The following is a 19,656-nucleotide window of genomic DNA, read 5'->3' as shown; positions in this document are numbered from 1 at the left end:
TTGTTTGAAAATATCAAGGCGAATTTTTTATTAAAGTTTGTAGAAAGCCAATTTGCAGAAAGTACTTTAGACGGAAAATTCTACTTCTCAAGAAACAGGCAATTTATTGATTTGGAAGAACAACAAATTGATAAAGGTATTGGCGATAAAAGAGAAGGTGTATGGAGTAAGTTGCTTAATCCGAAAACAGAAGAAATGTTTATTATATTGGAAGATGGTAAAGAACTTCCTTTGCATTTTAAAAAGGCTGTTTTTCGGCAATCATATGAAGATTTAAAAGATTTACCTATCTGCTGTTTTGTTCTGCTTAACCTTAACGAAGATTTCATTATAGAAGATGAAAATAAATTGATAATAAAGCCTGAGTTAGAGCAAAAACTTGCTGAACAGTTTGACGGAAGAGATTTAATCTTTTTTACTGATATAGATGAGATTATAAATCGGTTTGACGATACTTGTAAAAAAGAAGATTTAAATAGGATGCGTGGCATAGTTAAATACTATGACGATGAAATAGAGTCACACCCACTGTCCGATGAAGATTTCGAAGTTGACCCTTCAAGAGCACTTCTTTACAAAAGGAAATTTTTTGAATTTCAAAAAGAGTTTCGTATAATCATAAAAAAACCCTTTACAAATGATTTAATTTTAGACATTGGGAATACAAGGGATATTGCGTATAACTTAGGAAAAGTTGAGAATGGCAAAATACCTTTAGAACTTATGTTCAGACATAGCAGCCAACAGTCTGATTACTACTAAAAGGTCAAGGTCAGATGGTCTGAAGCATAGACCTATACTCCATAGCAATGTTAATCAAAAATACAAGTGAAGGCGACTTCATTTTAACAAAAACGATAGATTTCTGTAGCTTTTTCTATGCTTTTTTGGCGGATTTTTTGTGTTTTTTTCGCATGAAATGAAAAATTTGAGCAGAAGTATTAAGGACATTTTTTCAAAAGTAGTAATCATATTACAACAGCAAATTGGTAGAAACCCATTAGTGGTGCGGATTTGCTGAGTTAAGGGGATTGGTTTTTTTCCTTTTTAACCTCCTCTTAGTCTCTTTTAACCCCTGCTAAAATAAAAACACCCCTAGGGGGGCTACGTGCAAATTCAAAAAATCTGAATAAAGGGGAAAAAGATTTTTCGAGAAGGTCCCACCTCTTAGTCTCTTTTAACCCCTGCTAAAATAAAAACACCCCTAGGGGGGCTACGTGCAAATTCAAAAAATCTGAATAAAGGGGAAAAAGATTTTTCGAGAAGGTCCCACCTCTTAGTCTCTTTGTTCTCCTATGTTTTTTCTATTTTTGAGGGGGGGATTGATGAATAATCGTACAAATAAAGCCAGCACTATTAAAGCACTGGCTCCCAATCATCTTCATGAACTTGGCAATCAAAGTCCAATTGTTCACTTGTTCCTAAGTGGGTATTACACGATTGGCATAATGTAATTAAGTTGCTTTCATCATATCTTAAATCTGGATAATCATTTTTGCCATTGTATTTAATACGTGGCTTGATATGGTGGACTTGAAGGTTAGAGCTGACAATAAGAAAGATTTTAAACCAACAACGCTGGATAGAAGCCTCCATCACGCTCGATGATACTCAACCTAAGCTTTTTCCATCTTGTTGAATTGAAAAACTTCTTTTCCTCCGCATATCGCTCATTCTTTTCCTTTGAAATTGCTCTGTCTCTTTCTTTCTTACATTCGCAGGTTTCATATTTTGGGAACGTCTTATGGCAATAATGACATCTTTTTACTATGGGCATGATTTTTTTCTCCTTTTAATTTGTTACTAAAACCTTTTGCTTGTATCACTGTTTAACGAAACAAACCAGTGAATAGGAAACTATTCGACTGGGAAATTCTTATTCTTCCTCCGTTAAAGTATGGATAGTGCATCTTCAATTACTTCATCAAAAGTTGTGTTGTAAAGCTCTTTAGCTTCACTGATTAAATCATCATAAGCTGTTTTGAAAGATTTATAATTTGGACTATATCCAAACATGAAAATAAAAAGTTCATTGGAAAATTCTATCATGATTTGTTTGTTAGCAAAATTATTTAAATGTTCACTTTCTACACCACGTATAAGCAAGTTATCAATGTTTGTCATTGCATTTGCTTTTCTATGTTCCATGAAGGAAATATAAAAATCACTAGCAATAACTTCATTGTCTGTCCACATTTCAAGCTCATGTTGAGCACCATCATAATCTTCGACTTCAAAATCATATTCATATTTAGAATTTTCCTTGGCTGGTTTGACGATTTCATATTTTGAGTAAAAATACGCAATGTCGTTTTCATCAAGAAACTTATATTTTTCCTCATTTTTAATAAGAGCTTGATATTCAATGTTGTTGAGGTACATTCTTGTGGCAAAAAATAACTTTGAATCATATTCTTGCTTAACAATTTCAGCTGCTTCTAAACGAGCTTGTTTGTATAATAAATATAATTCTTCAAGGCCTTCAGCTTCACAATGCTCGTTACTAGAATTTGCGTAATACAATTCCTCATTTACTGATACACTTGCAAAAATGCCACGTTGAATTAATCCTATAGCTCCACCAAATAAACGTATTAATGCAGTGGTTAGATTTTCAATTTCATTGAAAGCGAATTGGTCAATAGTGTCCAATTCATGAAAGTTCACAGCGTCAAACATTTCATCAAAATGTTTAAGATTTCCGCTTCTGAATCCCATTTCGCCAAGGATTTCATTTCGTGTATATGCTCCAGGCAAATTCATTTCAATAAGTGTTTGAGCCATTTGATATTTCAATGAGCTTTTATCAACTTGACCCTTATTGATTGGTTCTCGTCCTTTGTTGCCATGAACACGTTCTTTTGGCGTATTGTAAATTTCAAGAATGTTATAACGTGTTCCACGGTTTTTACCCGTTTTTTGATAATGACACTTTAAAGCAATTCTTGATTCAGCCTTTTGCCAAGCACTACCATTAAGTGTTCCGTCTTCGCTCCAGAAATCAGCGAATTGTTTCTTTGTTAAGTTTTCCATGCGAGTTTTACCATTCAGTTCAAAGTTGTTATTTCATATAATGATACATATCAAGAGCTTTGAACAGCCTTTCGTTTTTTATGAAGAAATATGTGTATCTGTCAGGACGTTCTGCAACTTCGCCTTTTTCCCTTCCCACATATTCAGCGCCGTTTTGTTTTAAAAAATCGGCTACTCGTTTGTTAAAAATCCGTTTTAAACTCATTTATTGTCACTCCATTTGATTCAATTTGATAATAAGAAAGAGCCCGATTAGTCGAGCTCTTCAGCGTTAAGACCTTCATTGAAACCAGCTTTGTTAACCAAAATTAAAGCATCAATGTAATTGACAGTCGTTTGAAGGTCTTCGTTTCTCATTTTTAGTACCTTGACAACTTCATATTTGCTGTTCCTACGTTCCAATATCAGCTCATACTGTCCGCCACGATATTCCAAGGTTAGGCTCATATCTTCGCCAAAATAATCTTCATCGAGCAAAACTTGTGGCGTGTGGTCATCGTCACCATCATATACAAAACGATATTCAATTTCAGTTTCCTGTAGCCTCTCAAGAGCTTCAGTCATTTTTTTCGCTTTTGATTCAAACTCCGCTTGTAGCATTTCTACAAATTTTTCTTTTCTTACATACCAAGGTTTCATTATAATTTCGTCCTCCATGAGATATTTTTTTATATTTTTATTCAATTAATTGTCTTCGCCTAAATCTTTGCGAATCAGCTGTTCAACATAAGCGCTAAATGACAGTCCTAATGATTTAGCACGTAATTTTCCAAGATTGAATATTGCAACTGTGATTAATACAGTGGATTTAACTTTATTCAATTTGCTTCACCCTTTCTGTCGTCTTAAAACATATATACATAGGTCAATCAAAAGTAAGGCGTTTTTCATTACTTTTTCTGTTTTTTTTACATAACGCTATTATATTGTTCAAAATCCAGCAGTTAGGGCAAACGTAAAAGTTATCTACGAAAATCGCTACCTCATATATAACTATTACTATATGAGCTAGGGAAAACAGTAGATAACCAGCAAATTATCTACCAAAATCGCATGCTCATATAAGACTTATATATATGAGGCAGGGAAAATGGTAGATAACTAAGCTAACTCAAAATGAGTTCAAATGAAAAAACCGCTTGCCTCTAAGGCTGGAAAATTCTTCTGGACGGCAAATTTTTGCCATCTTACAATATAGTAAATACCTAATATTGGAAGGATTGGGAGCATGGAAAAAGCTACTGTTTCAAATGCGATTGACCTATTACTCAAGTTGTTTTACGAGGAAGGAAGTAAAAATGATTATTTATCCATGAAAGCTATGGAGCTATTTTTTGAGGTTGGTATTTTCGATACACCGTCAGTGGTTGCTAAGGTAATTGAGGAACAAAGAGCTTTTGCCCTATTAAACAAAATGAATCTGTTTGACGCTGAGTTCGTTGAGATTTTAGAAGAACTTTTGAAAGGCTATTGAAATTACAAAAGGGAGCTGTTACTGGTGGACAAACCGAAGGTCAAAATAATTTATAAAAAGAGCTTAATGGTTGAGCTTGTGAAACTCGGACATGATTTGCTATATAGCACTCCGAACAGGGAAAATAAAAAATACCAATGTTATATGTTTGAAGCAACTGAAGAACTAAACCGTGACTTGGCTCATTTAACAGGATATGTATATGAAAAACGTAATTAATGTGCTGAAAACAGTTGCTATGGGAATTTGTGCGGTATTGGTATTAGGCTCAATGGGATATATGGTATTAATGCAATACTTGCCAAAAGACCCTGTATTTGAAGAGCGAAAGGATTTTGCAGAAAAAAGAGCTCAAGAAAGATTAGAAGAAAAAGCTGAGGAAATTCGTCAACAAAATAAGGAAGAGAGATTGAGAATACAAGAATGCCAAAATTCAGAAACAGGTTGTAATCCATTTCCTGAAGGCGCAGAATAAATAATTAAAAATATTCCAATTGATAGAATAATATGGTAATATTTGTACAACCCCATTTTTTAATCATGTGCTGTATGCCTAGCACCGCATGGTGTGTAACAAAGGGGGGAGTGCCATTATGATAATCAATATTATTATGGAAGTCACTATGTCAATTAAACTCGAGGTCGCAATTGCCGTTACGATTCCGATTGCGTTGGCATTAGGGGCGAAGAACAACTCTCAGAAATGAGGGTTGTTCTTTTTGTTGTCACAAGGAAATTAATCCCATTTGGCGAATATATGAATGGGGAGGTGTCTTATGAAATTTGAAACAAAATACATGATACGTTGGGGAATCCCAGGGTGGGTTTTTATTTTTTGGTTGTTTTATACTTATATTATTTTGAAAGACATTAATATTTTTGATGTCAAACCACTAGACCTAACAAAAGCATTATCATTGTTAGTAACATTGACTGCCATTGGCGTTCCATTGGGTTATATTTTCCAACAAATTTCTTTTGGAATAATGTGGATTTTCAATAAAAAAGCAAATTATAATGAATATGCTGAAAAAATTGGAGAAAATTTTCCCAAGCATCCTGAATGGGGAAATCATCCGCATGAGGATTATTACCAATTGGAATATGTATGGCACATGATTTTGCTCAATCAAAATGAAGAGACAAGAAAATACTTAGAAGAGAGATATCGTCATTTATTGGGTACAATACAAGGTTTAGGTTCATTAATGGTTAGTTCAACAATTTCTTTTACAATATCAATATATTGTATTAATGAAGTTGATTTCACAAATTTGTATTTTTATCTTGGTGCATTCATACAACTAATAATGTTTATTTCAGCATCGGCAAATTATATTTATTTTTCAAACAATCTAAAAGCATTTCAAATAAAAATCATCAAAACATATTTATAAGGGCATTTCTTCGGGGATGCTTGTTTTTTTATCCGATAACAAGGAATTTAGTCCTATTTGTCGAATTATGGTATTGAGGTGAATTTGAATGAGGAAGAATACGATAATGAAGATTATTAAAAATGTAGTAGTCCTAGCGGTAACCCTAATGGTAGCAATACCGTTAGTGATTGTAATAGCAATGAAAATTAGCCATTATGTGCCAATTGAAAAGGTAAAAGGCGAAGGCTTCATAGTATCATACGAGGACAAAGCTTATTATGCTCGTGACAGGATTTATATTACGGTGAAGAGTCTCATGCCTGACGGACACAGCTACTATATTCAATTATTAAAAGACGGTAAAATGGTTCAAGAGAGCGGAGTTAGAATAATGTCAAGCATGAAGGAAGACAGCGCTTATTTTGAAGATTTTGGGAAAGGTAGCTATACCGTGAAAGTTTGGTCAGATTACGGAGGACCAGCTGTTAAAACAAAAAAAATAGAATTTAAATAAAAAATGTCCCAAATCGTAGAAACTAACGGTAAAAAAGTTGAATTTTAATATTCAAAAAAGGACTTACGTTTCACTAGGTCCTTTTACAAAGGGTATCGTGTAGCACGAGACCCTTTTTTTTTGCTTAATCCATTCGTTCTAATTTCTCATCGTAGCATGGTTTACAAACAATATCTTCCTCATGCTGAAACTCTTCTTTTTCAGTCCAGCCACATTCCACACAATGTCTGTATTGTTGTTTTAAAGCAAATTCTTGTTTGCTACCTGGTTTAACATTTGCAAATAATTCATCTGTACTATATCCCATTGAATCCACTCCTTTTAGACATATTATACCATTTGCCCTAAGTTTTAGTATATTAATAGCTTTAATAAAAGGACTATTGTCATTGAATGGCGAATTATGGTAGCGAGGAGGTGATAGCATGGAAATGATTGCTTTAGAATATCCAGTTATTAATACTGAAGAACAAATTGTTGAAGCTACTTTCACTCGTGAAGGTGAAGAACTTTGTCGTATCGTTAGCGATATTAAAAATGAAACAGTAACCATTGTGAATGGCTCTGTTCATTTCTTGCCTAACGCAGATGAACAAAAAATATTAAGTGGCATATATGCAAATTCAAAAATGCTTATTGAAGAATTTAGTAAATAACATCACTAAACGTCAGTGCTTGGCCTTATCCTTAGTCATACTCCTTCATTAACCTAAATATAATGGTACAAAAGGAGTGGATTATTATGGGGAATAGAGAAAAGTTAGCTGAATTAACAGAAATTTGTCATGTCATACAAGAGCGTTCACATCTTAACGAAGTTAAAGGCGGTCTTTCTCAGAGAGATTTAACTTTTTGTGTTGATTTACTTTCAAGAACGGTACTTGCTTTTCTTGAAGAAAAAGATTTGAAAAATGACTCGGGTATGATTGATTACATTGAAGGAAATATTAAAGGCTGTAGTTACTATTTATTGGGAAGAGATTACTTTTCTGGAGAATAAATTAGCGAGCAAAACAAACCACCAGTAAAATTACTGGTGGTTTCATAGTGTATCAAATTTAAATTCAGCTTGATATTCAGTTTTACCTTGCTGAATGTTATCACTTACTTTTTCCAGTAAATCAAATAATCGGTCACGGTCAATCAGTTTCACTTTATGTTTTTTCGCTAATAATATTGCATTTTCGGTAAAATAGGAATTTGTAATAACATAGGCTTCATGACAATTATAGTAATCTTTACCTGAATAAACTTGCTGAACAGCACTGTTCGATATTTTTGCTTTGTACCTTTTACATTGAATTGCGATTTTTTTACCATTTCGGTAAGCAATAATATCCACACCTTCGTCGCCAGAAGCTTTAGTTGTTTCAACATTGGTATAACCACTTTTTTGTAGTAGAATTTTAACAAAATCCTCGAACTGAACACCAGTCATTTTATCAATTTCAGCAAAAGAGTATTTTAATTTTTCTTTTTTTTCTCCTTCTAGTTCTTTTAACCATTTGTTGACGTAAAAAGATTTTTCCTTCAGTAAGGCATTAATGTTCGGTACGTCTTTTAAGCCACGGTTACGAGTATTTTCAATACGGTACTGTTCATTTTGCTGTATCAAAGATTCACCTCTGAGATAACAAATAACACATAAAATAATGAAAATTGCGCTGGGGACAAATCCACCTAGCCAACCATAAAAATACCAAAAGAAAAAATATCCAGGTATGCCAATAGCTCCTAATATTATGCTTAAAATATTAAATGCCTTTGCAGGCTTTCCAAATATATTGTATGCTTCTTTGTTAACTTCATCGAATATGGCTCGATTATATTCTTTGTCTTTTGAAACTTTTTCTCCCAAGCACTTGTAGCAATTCAATTCAATTTGCTGCTTTTCCTGATTTAAAGTTTCATAAACCACAAATTTATTCCACGATGTATCCCCAACTAATTCTCCATGTATAGGACAATTCATTTTTAAGATTCGGTTAGGTTCTGTTTTCTTCTTATTATTTTTTTTATAGCTACGATTGCGATAATAATATGCCATTTTTACCATTCCCCCTAAATCAATTTTACCATTTTTAGCTAATTAAAATGACTGTATTTTATATTTTTAAGAAAAGGACTTTTGTCGCTCAGTAACGAATTATGGTAATGGGGTGATACATATGATTGAAAGGTCAGTTGAATTTTTAAATGAATTAGCTAAAGATTTATATAAAAAATATTGGGATTTAGAATTGGATATTCCAATTACATATGAACCAAGAGGATTTAATTGGCTGGCAAGACATTTTACTGAAAATGTTCGTGGTGAAATTAAAGGGAAAAAAATTGCAATTACTAAAATTGTAATCGAAAATTTCACTGATGAAGGATTAATTGATGTACTAAAACATGAGTTGTGTCATCATGCTTGTTTGACTCTAAATAAAGATAGTCATGATGGTTCAGATTTTTTTGAATCAGAATTAAAAAGGATAGATGCCTGTTCTAATTATGACCCTTATTATAAAATGAAACAGAAAGGCTATATAATACGGAAAAATAATAAAATGAAACTTGTAAAAAGAGGAAATTAATAAAAACTAAATTTGTGTAAGTATTATTATGTTTAAAAAGCTATCATTCCTTCGGGAATGTTTTTTTATTTTTGTCGAAATTTTTTATACGCATTTGCCGTGGGTAAATTTCGATTTTAGACCGTCAGCGTATAATTCCTCACACCACCCCCCAATCGTTAAATGTCACCTGAGGCATTTTAAAATGCACACGACTTGAGATGTTCAATTACCATTCAATAAACACGAACGATTTTAATGAAAATTTAAATTTCGTTCGTATTTTGGTGAAAAAATTGTAGACAAAGCTCGGTTCGTGGTGCTAGTATAAGAGTACGCCCAGCAAGGGTAGTACAACTAAATGGAAACTACAAAAAATCCTCTAACTACATAATGAAGCAAAACTATTGGAGGTAATGTATCATGACAACAGCAACAGTAACAACAACTCACAATTCTTGGATGATAGAATGGGAGGATGTTTACAAGGAAGAGCTTCAAGGCATTTTGAACAATGAAAAATTAAACGATGAAATGAAGAAAGCTGGATTTAATTTCTTGAAGAATGTTGATAGGTACATGGAAAGCGTACTTTATGACTTGAGTAAAATTAGGCACATTTTTGATACAATGAATGCTGAAAGTATCATGGTTCAAGGTATTAATACTCTTTTGAGTCCTGATTACTTATATGAACAACATTACCGCAACGGGGATTACGCTATCATTAAAAGAATTGATGATAGAAGCTACATTCATTTTGACCCATTTGTTTTAGAAACTGAAATGATGGCAGAATTTTGTAGCTCCACTGATTATGATAATGGCGAGCCTTATTTTTACTTGAATATCCGTATTTATGAAGATGACCCATCCAGAATTGATTTTGATTTGGAATACCACGATTTGGAACATTTAGCGTGGTGGGAAGAACAACAAAGCAAGCTTAAAGAGTTCAAAAATCGTCTTTCAGAACCCATAAACCATGAAATTATTGTGGATGATGAAGATGATGATGAATTTGAAGATGATGATGAAAATTATGAAGCGTCTGAAGAAGCTTTAAAATTGTTATCAGAAATGAAATTCAATCAATTGAAAAATTTATTGAGATGGCAAAATGCTTTTGATTCAATTGAATTACAAAAGCGTGTTGATGATAATGGTGAAATTTATTATTTAATTCAAATAATGGATAAAACCATTTCGTTTACAACAGTTAAATGTGATAAAAAAGGTTGGAACATTCATTGGGGTTCAAGTACGCCATCTGAATTTAAAGCATTAATTCAAAAAGTTATGGAAAACAAATAAACGTAACCATACCCACCAGTTCTAGGAGCTGGTGTTTTTTTATGTCTTTTTATTTTATGAACTAATCTTCGTTGAATATTAATATTCAAAAAATTAGTAGTGTTTTTTCCATCTATATAATGAAGGGGAAATTTTTTTGAAAAAGTTTTCGGTTCTACCTAACATTTGAATTTAATTCAATATAATAGTCGTGTAATCAACAAAAATAAAAAAATCAAACGGAGGAATTATTATTATGAAAAAAACATTAGACATTGCAGGATTAGATTTTGTTAAGGTTGGCGCTGGGTATCAAAATGAAAAGTTTTATAATGAAGAAACAAATAATTTGTTAGTTTTCCGCCCAAATGATGGATTAAGCACTGAAAACGTACTAAATCAGTTGGCTGACGCTCCAATGGATTACCTTACTGGTCTTTTGACTGAATGTGAAAACAATGTTATTGAATTGTCGGCCATTGAAACAACAACTTCTGATTTCCGAGCCTATTTTGATTTAGGAGCAGAAAAGGTCAGAGAGCTTGCTCATTCAAAGCACAATAATGTTGTTAAATTTTTAGATAACGTATTTAACAAAGCTTCTGGTGAAAAATCTTACAAGCACACTGCAATTTTTGAAGGGGAAGTTCATGCTATAAAAGTAAATCAAACTAAAAAAATGATTGATGGAAATTTTCAACCAGAGGCTGACCTTTACAAAGGAACAGAAAATGGTTACGTTATTGCTCATATTAACGGAAATATCGTGGATAATCGAGTGGAAAACTTGCAATGGGTAAGGGTTTGCTAACTAAATTAAAACATTTATTCGACCGCAGGCTTTGACGAGCTTTGCGGTTTTTTTTTGTACGAATAGTAACCCTAACATTTCATTTTCCTTCAATATAATAACGTTATACGAATTGGAGGAATGGGTATGAGCAATCAAAATCACACATTATATTTCACATGGAAAAGCATGAAAGCTAGGTGTTATCGAAAAAGCAGCGCAAATTATAAATATTATGGAGCCAAAGGAACTACAGTTGCTGAACGTTGGCATAGCTTTGAAAATTTCATACACGATATTGATAACCATTTGGAAAACGGTCATCTGCTCTATAGCAGTGAATATGAGCTCGATAAAGATTTAAAAGGCGGAAATATTTACAGCCTAGAAAATTGTGTCGTATTATCATCTGAAAAAAATCGGAAAATTGGTCGTGAAAAGCAAAAGAAAACTATATCAGTAAAAAGAAATGAAGAAGAATTAATATTTGATTCAATCGCTGAAGCCAGCAGACAATTAAATATAAACAGGGGCAGTATCCAGCAGTATTTGAAAAAAGGAGAAGTACATACTTCTGGATATTACTTTCAATATTTGTGAAAGGGTACATATAATATATGTAGCCTTTTTCTTCATTTTGGCATTGACAGTTCGTGGTACTGTTTAGTATGATAGAGAGCGTCGATGGTTCGTCTTTGTAACAAATAGCACGAACGGTGGCAAGGCAATATGCCAGTAAACGTTGATATGACAATGTTTCTAGCTACAATTTAGCGCTCGTGGTGCAACGGATAGCACGCAAGCCTCCGAAGCTTGAAATGCAGGTTCGATTCCTGCCGAGCGCATCACTAAAGCCTCCTGTTTTATTGAATGGGAGGTTTTTTTATTGGAAAAAATCATCCTAATCACCTAGTTTATCATTTTCCATTCCCGAATTTCCGTCCATCGTGTAAAATAGAATGCAGGGGGGATATGAAATGAACTTAAAGGCTGGTTTATGGCAACAGCAAACATTAAAATTAGCAATGACACAGGAGTTATCTCAGGCCATTGCATTGTTGCAGTACTCTGCCCAAGAGTTAACTGCTTTTTTAGACGATAAGGCACTTGAAAATCCCCTATTGCAGGTTGAACATAGCAATATTAAGCCGATGAATCCACTCATTGACCGAAATCGCCGGAAGAACCAAAAAGTGGAAAAGGACTGGATTGAGCAAATTGCCGATAAACCCTTTTCACTTGAAGAGTATCTACTATCACAATTAAAAATAACGAATTTATCAGCGGAACAATTAACTGTTATTCGCCGTCTGATTCAGAACCTTGATGAAAACGGTTACTTTAAAGGCGACCTTCATGAAATCTCCCAAAAGCTAAGAGTAAAGGAAGATGTCGTGGAAGAATGCTTGGCTATTATCCAAACATTGGAGCCAGCGGGGATTGGTGCAAGAAACCTGCAAGAGTGCCTGCAGATGCAGATCTATTATCAGAATCCAAATAATGAACTGGCTCAAAAAATTATCTCTGAATATTTCTTACCGTTCGCTGAAAAAAAGTGGAAGCCAATTGCAAAGGAACTAAAAGTAACTCTTAAAGAGATCCAGGATATTTTTGACCAAATTCAATCCTTGAACCCAAAGCCGGGAACTATTCTAGGTAAGGAAGCAACCACATACATTATCCCGGATGCAATCATCGAGCACTCAAGCGACGGACTTACAGTAAGGATGTCTGATGAATCACTGCCAAGGATTAGCCTAAATGAGCAGTATTATCATAAATTCAAAAATCAGGACCAACAGGTAAGCCGTTTCCTGCAGGATAAACTACAGGATTACAATTGGATTCAAAAAAGTATAGAGCAGCGAAAAGAGACACTAACTAAGGTCATTGCCAAAATTATTGAAAAGCAGGAAGCATTTTTTCAAAAAGGTTCCAATAATTTAGTACCGATGACGATGAAGGAAATTGCCGGAGAACTGAATATCCATGAATCAACCGTTAGTCGAGCGGTTCGAGAAAAATATGTGCAAACACCATACGGGACCTTCCCGCTAAAATCATTTTTTACAAGTACAATACAAACCGTTTCGGAGGATGAAAATACCTCATCCACACAAGTAAAGAAGAAAATCTCAACATTAATAGATAATGAGAATAAACAGAAACCTCTTTCGGATCAAGATATTGTGGAACAATTAAAAATCGAGGAAGGCATGGTCGTTTCAAGAAGAACCATTGCTAAATATCGAGATCAGTTGGGAATTCCGTCCTCATCAAAAAGGAAAAGGTTTGACTGAAAGGAAACGAAATGATGGAACAAACGATAATCACGTTTTACACAAGGAAAAGCTGTCCGCTTTGTGAGAAAGCAAAGTCCACACTGCAAGAACTTAGCAAAGATTGGGATTTCACTTTAGAAGAAATTGATATTGAATCAAGTGATGAATTAACCGAACAATACGGTTTAATGATTCCTGTCGTTCAAATTGATGGAGTAGAAGTAGGTTTTGGTGTCATTAACAAATTTGACATAAGTAACCGTTTGCATGAAAAAAAAGCCAATCTAAACAGTTGAAATAGGTTTTCACTCCTGTTACAATAAAAAACGTAGCAGGGGTTATTTTTTTTGGATGTAGCGGGACATAATATGTCTATGGTGGACATTTTTAGACCAACTACATATAATAAAGGAGCATGAGCTTCATGCAGTCATTAATCGATATCCAGAAAAGACTATTACCCGATCTCCTTCAGGTCCTTCAGAAGAGATATTCTATCCTAAAATATATTGGTTTTATGCAACCGGTAGGAAGAAGGAGTTTAGCGGTTAGCTTGGGATATACGGAAAGAGTCCTTCGAGGCGAAGTAGAATTCCTAAGGGAGCAAAATTTAATTTACACAAATAACGTGGGAATGAGTTTAACACCTGAAGGAAAAAATTTGCTCGAAGACTTAGAAGGCTTTATGCGTGAATTAAAAGGTATTGATGTGATGGAGTTGGAATTAAAGCACCGACTCGGTATTAAAAAAGTCATCATTGTGCCAGGCGATAGTGATGAATCGCCGATGGTAAAAGGTGAACTTGGCAAGGCATGTGCGGTGTGCATGAAAAAGTTACTCGGCGGAAAAAATATCATTGCTGTAACTGGCGGTTCAACGATGGCTGCTGTCGCAGAAAGACTTTCACCCGAGTATCCCCAGAAAGAACTACTATTTGTCCCAGCAAGAGGCGGAGTAGGCGAGGATGTTCACAATCAAGCAAATACGATTTGCTCGATCATGTCGAAAAACACCCATGCGAAACATCGAGTGCTATATGTACCTGACCAGGTTAGTACTGAAATTTATGAATCACTCATCAAAGAACCTGACATTCATGAGGTATTAAAACTAATTAAATCAGCAAGCATGGTTCTTCATGGGATTGGGGATGCTATCACAATGGCTGAGCGGCGCAAAACGAATCCAGAAGTTTTGCATAAGCTGGAAAATCAACAAGCTGTGGGTGAAGCATTCGGCTATTATTTTAACGAACAAGGCGAAATCGTTCAAAAGGTGTCAACGATTGGACTGCAGTTAGAAGATTTAGTTCACATTCCAAATGTCATCGCTGTTGCCGGCGGGGGCTCGAAGGCAAAAGCCATTAAAGCTTACTTAAAACAAGCACCGGAATCAACCATCTTAATCACAGATGAGGGTGCAGCAAGAAAGTTATTAAAAGGGTAAATCCTTTTTAAAATAAAAACATCCTTACCCAATTAAAGGAGGAAATTTATTATGTCAGTAAAAGTTGGTATTAACGGATTTGGACGTATCGGTCGTAACGTATTTCGTGCGGCATTAAACAATAGCAATGTTGAGATCGTTGCGATTAATGATTTAACTGATGCAAACATGCTTGCACACCTTTTAAAATATGACACTGTTCACGGAACTCTTGCAGAAGACGTAACAGTTGATGGTGAATACTTAGTAGTTGGCGGTCACAAAGTGAAAGTTCTTGCAGAACGCGATCCTGCACAATTAGGCTGGGGCGGTCTAGGTGTTGACGTAGTAGTTGAATCAACAGGCCGTTTCACAAAGCGTGAAGATGCTGCGAAACATCTTGAAGCAGGTGCGAAAAAAGTTATCATCTCTGCACCAGCATCAAACGAAGATATCACAATCGTAATGGGTGTTAACGAAGATCAATATGATGCTAACAACCACCATGTTATTTCTAATGCTTCTTGTACTACAAACTGTCTTGCTCCGTTTGCAAAAGTATTAAATGATACTTTTGGAATCAAACGCGGTATGATGACAACTATTCACTCTTACACAAATGACCAACAAATCCTTGACTTGCCACACAAGGACTACCGTCGTGCTCGTGCAGCAGCTGAGAACATGATTCCTACTTCAACTGGTGCAGCAAAAGCTGTTTCCCTTGTTTTACCTGAACTTAAAGGTAAATTAAACGGTATGGCTATCCGCGTTCCAACTCCGAACGTATCTGTAGTTGACCTAGTTGCAGAATTAGAAAGAGATGTAACTGCTGATGAAGTGAACTCTGCATTAAAAGCAGCAGCTGAAGGTCCATTAAAAGGAATTCTAGCATACAGCGATCTTCCATTAGTTTCTACTGACTACAACGGAGCTCCTGTATCTTCAACAATCGATGCATTATCAACAATGATTCTTGAAGGCAACATGGTTAAGGTATTATCTTGGTACGATAACGAAGTTGGTTACTCTAACCGCGTTGTTGACCTTTGTGACTACCTTGCACAAAAAGGACTTTAATATATCGGACGGACGATGATTGATTTTTCAATCATAAGAAGTTAATCATACAAAGGTTTTCCAAAGGGGAGCGGGGAGTATATGCCCCCCTCCCCTTTTTACTGATTTTATGCTGAATTTTCAATATTTTAGGAGGTCCTTTATGAATAAGAAAACGCTCAAAGATGTTGATGTAAAAGGGAAACGTGTATTTTGCCGAGTTGATTTTAATGTTCCAATGCAGGATGGAAAAATTACTGATGAAACGCGGATTCGTGCAGCCCTTCCAACGATTCAATACTTAGTAGATCAAGGCGCTAAGGTTATTCTAGCGAGCCACTTCGGTCGTCCAAAAGGGAAAGTAGTAGAAGAAATGCGCTTGACTCCAGTCGGTGTCCGACTTTCTGAACTGCTTGGTAAAGACGTGAAGAAGGCTGATGAAGCGTATGGTGATTCTGTGAAAGCATTGATTGAAACGATGACTGAAGGTGATGTTCTGCTTCTTGAAAATGTTCGTTTCTATCCTGGCGAAGAAAAGAACGATCCAGAGTTGGCCAAATCTTTTGCTGAATTAGCTGATGTTTATGTAAATGATGCCTTTGGTGCAGCGCACCGTGCCCATGCATCAACCGAAGGGATTGCACATATTTTACCAGCAGTTTCCGGACTTTTAATGGAAAAAGAATTAGATGTACTTGGTAAAGCACTTTCTAATCCAGAACGCCCATTTACAGCAATTATCGGTGGCGCAAAAGTAAAGGACAAGATTGGTGTTATTGAAAATCTGTTAGAATTAGTCGACAACTTAATTATTGGCGGCGGACTTGCTTATACTTTCGTGAAAGCACAAGGCCACGAAGTTGGAAAATCATTACTAGAAGCAGATAAGATTGATCTTGCCAATTCATTCATTGAAAAAGCAAAAGCAAAAGGTGTTAATTTCTACATGCCTGTTGATGTTATCGTGGCTGATGATTTCTCAGCAGACGCTAATTCCAAAGTAGTATCTATTGAGGAAATTCCGTCAGATTGGGAAGCACTTGATATTGGACCAAAAACAGCTGAAATATACCGTGACGTTATTCAAAAATCAAAACTAGTGATTTGGAATGGACCAATGGGTGTATTTGAAATTGATAAATTTGCCGGCGGAACAAAGGCAGTAGCAGAAGCACTTGCTGAAGCAGAAGGTACATATTCAGTCATTGGCGGCGGAGACTCTGCAGCAGCCGTTGAAAAATTCAATTTAGCCGATAAAATGAGCCACATCTCCACAGGAGGCGGAGCTTCCCTTGAATTCATGGAAGGCAAAGCACTCCCAGGTGTAGTCGCATTAAACGATAAATAATTTTTTTAGAGTGTGTTAAACATGATTTTGCTACTCTGTTGATTGGAGCAAAGGCACGTAGACTCCTGCGGGAGTACGGGGCAGGGGAGACCCCACAGGCGCTAAAAGCGCCGAGGAGGCTCCCCGGCACGCCCGCGGAAAGCGAAGTGCTTGGAGCGCAAATCAACAGCCAAGTTTAATAACCTAAACTATGGAAGGATGTGCCAGTATGCGTAAACCAATTATTGCAGGAAACTGGAAAATGAACAAAACACTTTCAGAAGCAAAAAGCTTTGCAGAAGAAGTAAAAGGACTAGTACCTGCCCCAGAAAAAATGGACTCTGTAATCTGTGCACCAGCATTATTTTTACAAAGTCTAGTAGAAGTAACCGAAGGAACCAATGTTAAAATTGGTGCTCAAAACATGCACTTTGAAGAAAGCGGAGCATTCACAGGCGAAATCAGCCCGAAAGCACTTGCTGACCTTGCTGTTCAATATGTAATCATCGGACATTCAGAACGCCGTGAAATGTTCAATGAAACAGATGAAACAGTAAACAAGAAAGCACTTGCTGCCTTTAAATACAATTTATCACCAATCGTATGCTGTGGTGAAACATTAGAGCAGCGTGAAAATGGTGAAACCAATCAATTAGTTGGCGATCAAGTGGCAAAAGCCCTTCAAGGCTTATCAGCTGAGCAAGTAAAACAAACCGTCATCGCCTACGAACCAATTTGGGCAATTGGAACAGGTAAATCTTCTACTTCAGCCGATGCGAACGAAGTATGTGCACATATCCGTCAGGTTGTTGCGCAACAATTCTCACAAGACGTCGCTGATGCGGTAAGAATTCAGTATGGCGGCAGTGTAAAACCAGAGAATATTAAAGAATACATGGCACAACCAGATATCGATGGTGCATTAGTAGGCGGAGCAAGCCTTGAAGCACAATCCTTCTTACAACTATTGGAGGCAGGCAGCTATGAGTAAATCTCCCGTTGCTCTGATCATCCTTGATGGTTTTGGATGCAGGGGCGAAACAAAAGGGAATGCGGTTGCCCAGTCAAAAAAACCTAATTTTGACCGGTTTTGGAGCGAGTATCCACATTCTCATTTAATAGCGTCTGGGGAGGCTGTGGGTCTTCCCGAAGGACAAATGGGTAACTCTGAGGTTGGACACTTAAACATTGGTGCCGGACGTATTGTGTACCAAAGTTTAACTCGTGTAAACATTGCGATTCGTGAAGGTGAATTTGAAAAAAATGAAACCTTTACAGGTGCAATGGAGCACGTTAAGAAAAATGGCACAGCCCTTCATTTATTCGGTTTATTGTCAGATGGCGGTGTCCACAGCCATATTCAACATATGTTTGCCTTGCTGAAACTGGCTAAAGAAGAAGGCGTAGAAAAGGTGTATGTACATGCCTTCCTTGACGGCCGTGATGTTGGTCCGAAAACAGCGACGAAATACATCCAGGAAACATTAGACAAAATGAAAGAATACGGTGTAGGTGAATTTGCAACGATTTCAGGGAGATACTACTCTATGGACCGTGATAAGCGGTGGGAGCGTGTCGAAAAATCGTACCGTTCGATGGTTTATGGCGAGGGCCCTACATACACGAATCCTTTAGATGTTGTGGAAGATTCTTATTCTCATGGAATCTTTGACGAATTCGTGATTCCATCTGTGATTACAAAAGAAGATGGGCAGCCTGTTGCCACAATTCAGGACAATGATGCGGTTATTTTCTACAACTTCCGTCCTGACCGTGCCATTCAGATTTCCAATACATTTACGAATGATGATTTCCGTTCCTTTGACCGTGGGCCAAAGCATCCGAAGGATTTGTTCTTCGTGTGTTTAACTCACTTCAGTGAATCGGTCGATGGATATGTTGCTTTCAAACCAACCAATTTAGATAACACCATTGGTGAAGTATTAGCACAAAACAACTTGAAGCAATTAAGAATTGCTGAAACAGAAAAATATCCACATGTTACCTTCTTTATGAGCGGCGGCCGTGAAGAAAAGTTCCCAGGCGAAGAGCGGATTTTAATCAACTCGCCGAAAGTGGCAACCTACGATCTTCAGCCTGAAATGAGTGCTTACGAAGTAACGGATGCACTTTTAAAAGAAATTCAAGCAGATAAATTTGATGCGATTTTACTAAATTTCGCGAACCCTGACATGGTCGGGCATTCAGGTATGCTTGAGCCTACCATTAAAGCGATTGAGACGGTCGATGAATGCTTAGGAAAAATCGTTGATTTAATTCTAGAAAAAGGCGGTTCTGCTATTATTACCGCTGACCATGGAAATGCCGATGAAGTAATTACACTAGAAGGCGAACCAATGACAGCACATACAACGAACCCAGTGCCGGTAATTGTGACAAAACAAGGAATTCAACTCCGTGAAGGAGGAATTCTTGGGGATTTAGCGCCAACTATGTTAGACTTATTGGGTGTTGAAAAGCCAGCTGAAATGACTGGTACATCATTATTAAAATAACC

The 19,656-nt window shown here is 36.1% G+C and carries 27 protein-coding genes, 1 tRNA gene and 1 pseudogene; 21 read left to right on the top strand and 8 right to left on the bottom strand.

From position 1 onward, the window contains the following. Both AC4QJR_RS24115 and AC4QJR_RS24110 read left to right on the top strand, forming a co-directional pair. Window positions 1-762, top strand: a complete 762-nt coding sequence (locus AC4QJR_RS24115) for a hypothetical protein (RefSeq protein ID WP_496524433.1) — start codon at window positions 1-3, stop codon at window positions 760-762. A 563-nt stretch (window positions 763-1,325) separates the two neighbouring features. Beyond that, window positions 1,326-1,454, top strand: a complete 129-nt coding sequence (locus tag AC4QJR_RS24110) for a hypothetical protein (protein ID WP_496526758.1) — start codon at window positions 1,326-1,328, stop codon at window positions 1,452-1,454. Between the two features lie 25 nt (window positions 1,455-1,479). Here the strand turns inward: AC4QJR_RS24110 and AC4QJR_RS24105 are convergent. The 6 genes and pseudogenes from AC4QJR_RS24105 to AC4QJR_RS24080 form a co-directional block, all read right to left on the bottom strand. Further along, window positions 1,480-1,596: pseudogene (locus AC4QJR_RS24105) on the bottom strand (HNH endonuclease); the annotation flags it as partial. Then, a complete protein-coding gene (locus AC4QJR_RS24100) occupies window positions 1,565-1,777 on the bottom strand; it encodes a hypothetical protein (RefSeq protein ID WP_496524432.1) in 213 nt (70 codons plus the stop codon). The pseudogene AC4QJR_RS24105 and the gene AC4QJR_RS24100, both read right to left, overlap by 32 nt. A gap of 113 nt (window positions 1,778-1,890) precedes the next feature. Further along, on the bottom strand, window positions 1,891-3,033 hold the full coding sequence (locus tag AC4QJR_RS24095) for a hypothetical protein (protein ID WP_496524431.1): 1,143 nt from the start codon (window positions 3,031-3,033) through the stop codon (window positions 1,891-1,893). Window positions 3,034-3,061: 28 nt separating this feature from the next. Further along, entirely contained in the window at window positions 3,062-3,238 is a 177-nt protein-coding gene (locus tag AC4QJR_RS24090) for a hypothetical protein (protein ID WP_496524430.1), read from the bottom strand. Window positions 3,239-3,285: 47 nt separating this feature from the next. After that, window positions 3,286-3,672: a hypothetical protein gene (locus tag AC4QJR_RS24085; protein WP_496524429.1), complete on the bottom strand. Its 387-nt coding sequence runs from the start codon at window positions 3,670-3,672 to the stop codon at window positions 3,286-3,288. Window positions 3,673-3,717: 45 nt separating this feature from the next. Further along, window positions 3,718-3,855, bottom strand: coding sequence for a hypothetical protein (locus AC4QJR_RS24080; RefSeq protein ID WP_496524428.1), 138 nt, complete (start codon window positions 3,853-3,855; stop codon window positions 3,718-3,720). Window positions 3,856-4,261: 406 nt separating this feature from the next. Here AC4QJR_RS24080 and AC4QJR_RS24075 point away from each other — a divergent pair, with 406 nt between their 5' ends. The 5 genes from AC4QJR_RS24075 (at window position 4,262) to AC4QJR_RS24055 (ending at window position 6,400) form a co-directional block, all read left to right on the top strand. Beyond that, window positions 4,262-4,507, top strand: coding sequence for a hypothetical protein (locus tag AC4QJR_RS24075; RefSeq protein ID WP_496524427.1), 246 nt, complete (start codon window positions 4,262-4,264; stop codon window positions 4,505-4,507). 24 nt (window positions 4,508-4,531) lie between these two features. Next, the gene (locus AC4QJR_RS24070) at window positions 4,532-4,726 is read left to right on the top strand and encodes a hypothetical protein (protein WP_496524426.1); all 195 of its coding nucleotides are present in this window, start codon (window positions 4,532-4,534) and stop codon (window positions 4,724-4,726) included. Further along, window positions 4,710-4,982 carry a hypothetical protein gene (locus AC4QJR_RS24065; RefSeq protein ID WP_496524425.1) on the top strand — a complete coding sequence of 91 codons (273 nt, stop codon included), beginning with the start codon at window positions 4,710-4,712 and terminating at the stop codon, window positions 4,980-4,982. The genes AC4QJR_RS24070 and AC4QJR_RS24065 overlap by 17 nt, the downstream gene beginning before the upstream one ends. 301 nt (window positions 4,983-5,283) lie before the next feature. Beyond that, window positions 5,284-5,904, top strand: coding sequence for a BA5345 family protein (locus AC4QJR_RS24060; RefSeq protein ID WP_496524424.1), 621 nt, complete (start codon window positions 5,284-5,286; stop codon window positions 5,902-5,904). Window positions 5,905-6,010: 106 nt separating this feature from the next. Further along, complete coding sequence (locus tag AC4QJR_RS24055) at window positions 6,011-6,400, top strand: hypothetical protein (protein ID WP_496524423.1); 390 nt, start codon at window positions 6,011-6,013, stop codon at window positions 6,398-6,400. A gap of 124 nt (window positions 6,401-6,524) precedes the next feature. Here AC4QJR_RS24055 and AC4QJR_RS24050 read toward each other — a convergent pair whose 3' ends face one another. Beyond that, on the bottom strand, window positions 6,525-6,707 hold the full coding sequence (locus AC4QJR_RS24050; protein ID WP_496524422.1) for a hypothetical protein: 183 nt from the start codon (window positions 6,705-6,707) through the stop codon (window positions 6,525-6,527). Between the two features lie 118 nt (window positions 6,708-6,825). Between AC4QJR_RS24050 and AC4QJR_RS24045 the strand changes: the two genes are divergently transcribed. Then, window positions 6,826-7,056, top strand: coding sequence for a hypothetical protein (locus AC4QJR_RS24045; RefSeq protein ID WP_496524421.1), 231 nt, complete (start codon window positions 6,826-6,828; stop codon window positions 7,054-7,056). Window positions 7,057-7,142: 86 nt separating this feature from the next. Beyond that, complete coding sequence (locus AC4QJR_RS24040) at window positions 7,143-7,400, top strand: hypothetical protein (RefSeq protein ID WP_496524420.1); 258 nt, start codon at window positions 7,143-7,145, stop codon at window positions 7,398-7,400. 42 nt (window positions 7,401-7,442) lie between these two features. Here the strand turns inward: AC4QJR_RS24040 and AC4QJR_RS24035 are convergent, their stop codons facing one another. Beyond that, a complete protein-coding gene (locus AC4QJR_RS24035; RefSeq protein ID WP_496524419.1) occupies window positions 7,443-8,447 on the bottom strand; it encodes a restriction endonuclease in 1,005 nt (334 codons plus the stop codon). Window positions 8,448-8,568: 121 nt separating this feature from the next. Here AC4QJR_RS24035 and AC4QJR_RS24030 point away from each other — a divergent pair, with 121 nt between their 5' ends. The 12 genes from AC4QJR_RS24030 to gpmI all read left to right on the top strand — a co-directional run bounded on the left by AC4QJR_RS24030 (window position 8,569) and on the right by gpmI (window position 19,654). Further along, window positions 8,569-8,982 (top strand): SprT-like domain-containing protein, encoded by a 414-nt coding sequence (locus AC4QJR_RS24030; protein ID WP_496524418.1) that lies wholly within the window; start codon window positions 8,569-8,571, stop codon window positions 8,980-8,982. A gap of 402 nt (window positions 8,983-9,384) precedes the next feature. Beyond that, complete coding sequence (locus AC4QJR_RS24025; RefSeq protein WP_496524417.1) at window positions 9,385-10,275, top strand: hypothetical protein; 891 nt, start codon at window positions 9,385-9,387, stop codon at window positions 10,273-10,275. Window positions 10,276-10,510: 235 nt separating this feature from the next. Next, window positions 10,511-11,065, top strand: coding sequence for an HNH endonuclease (locus tag AC4QJR_RS24020; RefSeq protein WP_496524416.1), 555 nt, complete (start codon window positions 10,511-10,513; stop codon window positions 11,063-11,065). Window positions 11,066-11,191: 126 nt separating this feature from the next. Next, a complete protein-coding gene (locus AC4QJR_RS24015; protein ID WP_496524415.1) occupies window positions 11,192-11,644 on the top strand; it encodes an NUMOD1 domain-containing DNA-binding protein in 453 nt (150 codons plus the stop codon). A gap of 173 nt (window positions 11,645-11,817) precedes the next feature. Then, window positions 11,818-11,889 (top strand) — tRNA-Arg (locus tag AC4QJR_RS24010). A 132-nt stretch (window positions 11,890-12,021) separates the two neighbouring features. After that, complete coding sequence (gene rpoN / locus AC4QJR_RS24005) at window positions 12,022-13,344, top strand: RNA polymerase factor sigma-54 (protein ID WP_496524414.1); 1,323 nt, start codon at window positions 12,022-12,024, stop codon at window positions 13,342-13,344. Window positions 13,345-13,355: 11 nt separating this feature from the next. Next, the gene (locus AC4QJR_RS24000) at window positions 13,356-13,622 is read left to right on the top strand and encodes a glutaredoxin family protein (RefSeq protein ID WP_373561668.1); all 267 of its coding nucleotides are present in this window, start codon (window positions 13,356-13,358) and stop codon (window positions 13,620-13,622) included. Window positions 13,623-13,750: 128 nt separating this feature from the next. Beyond that, on the top strand, window positions 13,751-14,773 hold the full coding sequence (locus tag AC4QJR_RS23995) for a sugar-binding transcriptional regulator (RefSeq protein ID WP_496524413.1): 1,023 nt from the start codon (window positions 13,751-13,753) through the stop codon (window positions 14,771-14,773). Between the two features lie 51 nt (window positions 14,774-14,824). Then, complete coding sequence (gene gap / locus AC4QJR_RS23990) at window positions 14,825-15,832, top strand: type I glyceraldehyde-3-phosphate dehydrogenase (RefSeq protein ID WP_098572327.1); 1,008 nt, start codon at window positions 14,825-14,827, stop codon at window positions 15,830-15,832. Window positions 15,833-15,974: 142 nt separating this feature from the next. Then, a complete protein-coding gene (locus AC4QJR_RS23985; RefSeq protein WP_251458073.1) occupies window positions 15,975-17,159 on the top strand; it encodes a phosphoglycerate kinase in 1,185 nt (394 codons plus the stop codon). Window positions 17,160-17,367: 208 nt separating this feature from the next. After that, window positions 17,368-18,129, top strand: coding sequence for a triose-phosphate isomerase (gene tpiA / locus AC4QJR_RS23980; RefSeq protein ID WP_496524412.1), 762 nt, complete (start codon window positions 17,368-17,370; stop codon window positions 18,127-18,129). Continuing rightward, window positions 18,122-19,654, top strand: a complete 1,533-nt coding sequence (gpmI, locus tag AC4QJR_RS23975) for a 2,3-bisphosphoglycerate-independent phosphoglycerate mutase (protein ID WP_496524411.1) — start codon at window positions 18,122-18,124, stop codon at window positions 19,652-19,654. The genes tpiA and gpmI overlap by 8 nt, the downstream gene beginning before the upstream one ends. Window positions 19,655-19,656: the final 2 nt, after the last annotated feature.

It is taken from the genome of Neobacillus sp. BP17 (assembly GCF_059579525.1).
Note: the sequence above shows the minus strand (reverse complement) of the source record. Positions and strands in the feature narration are given on the sequence as shown.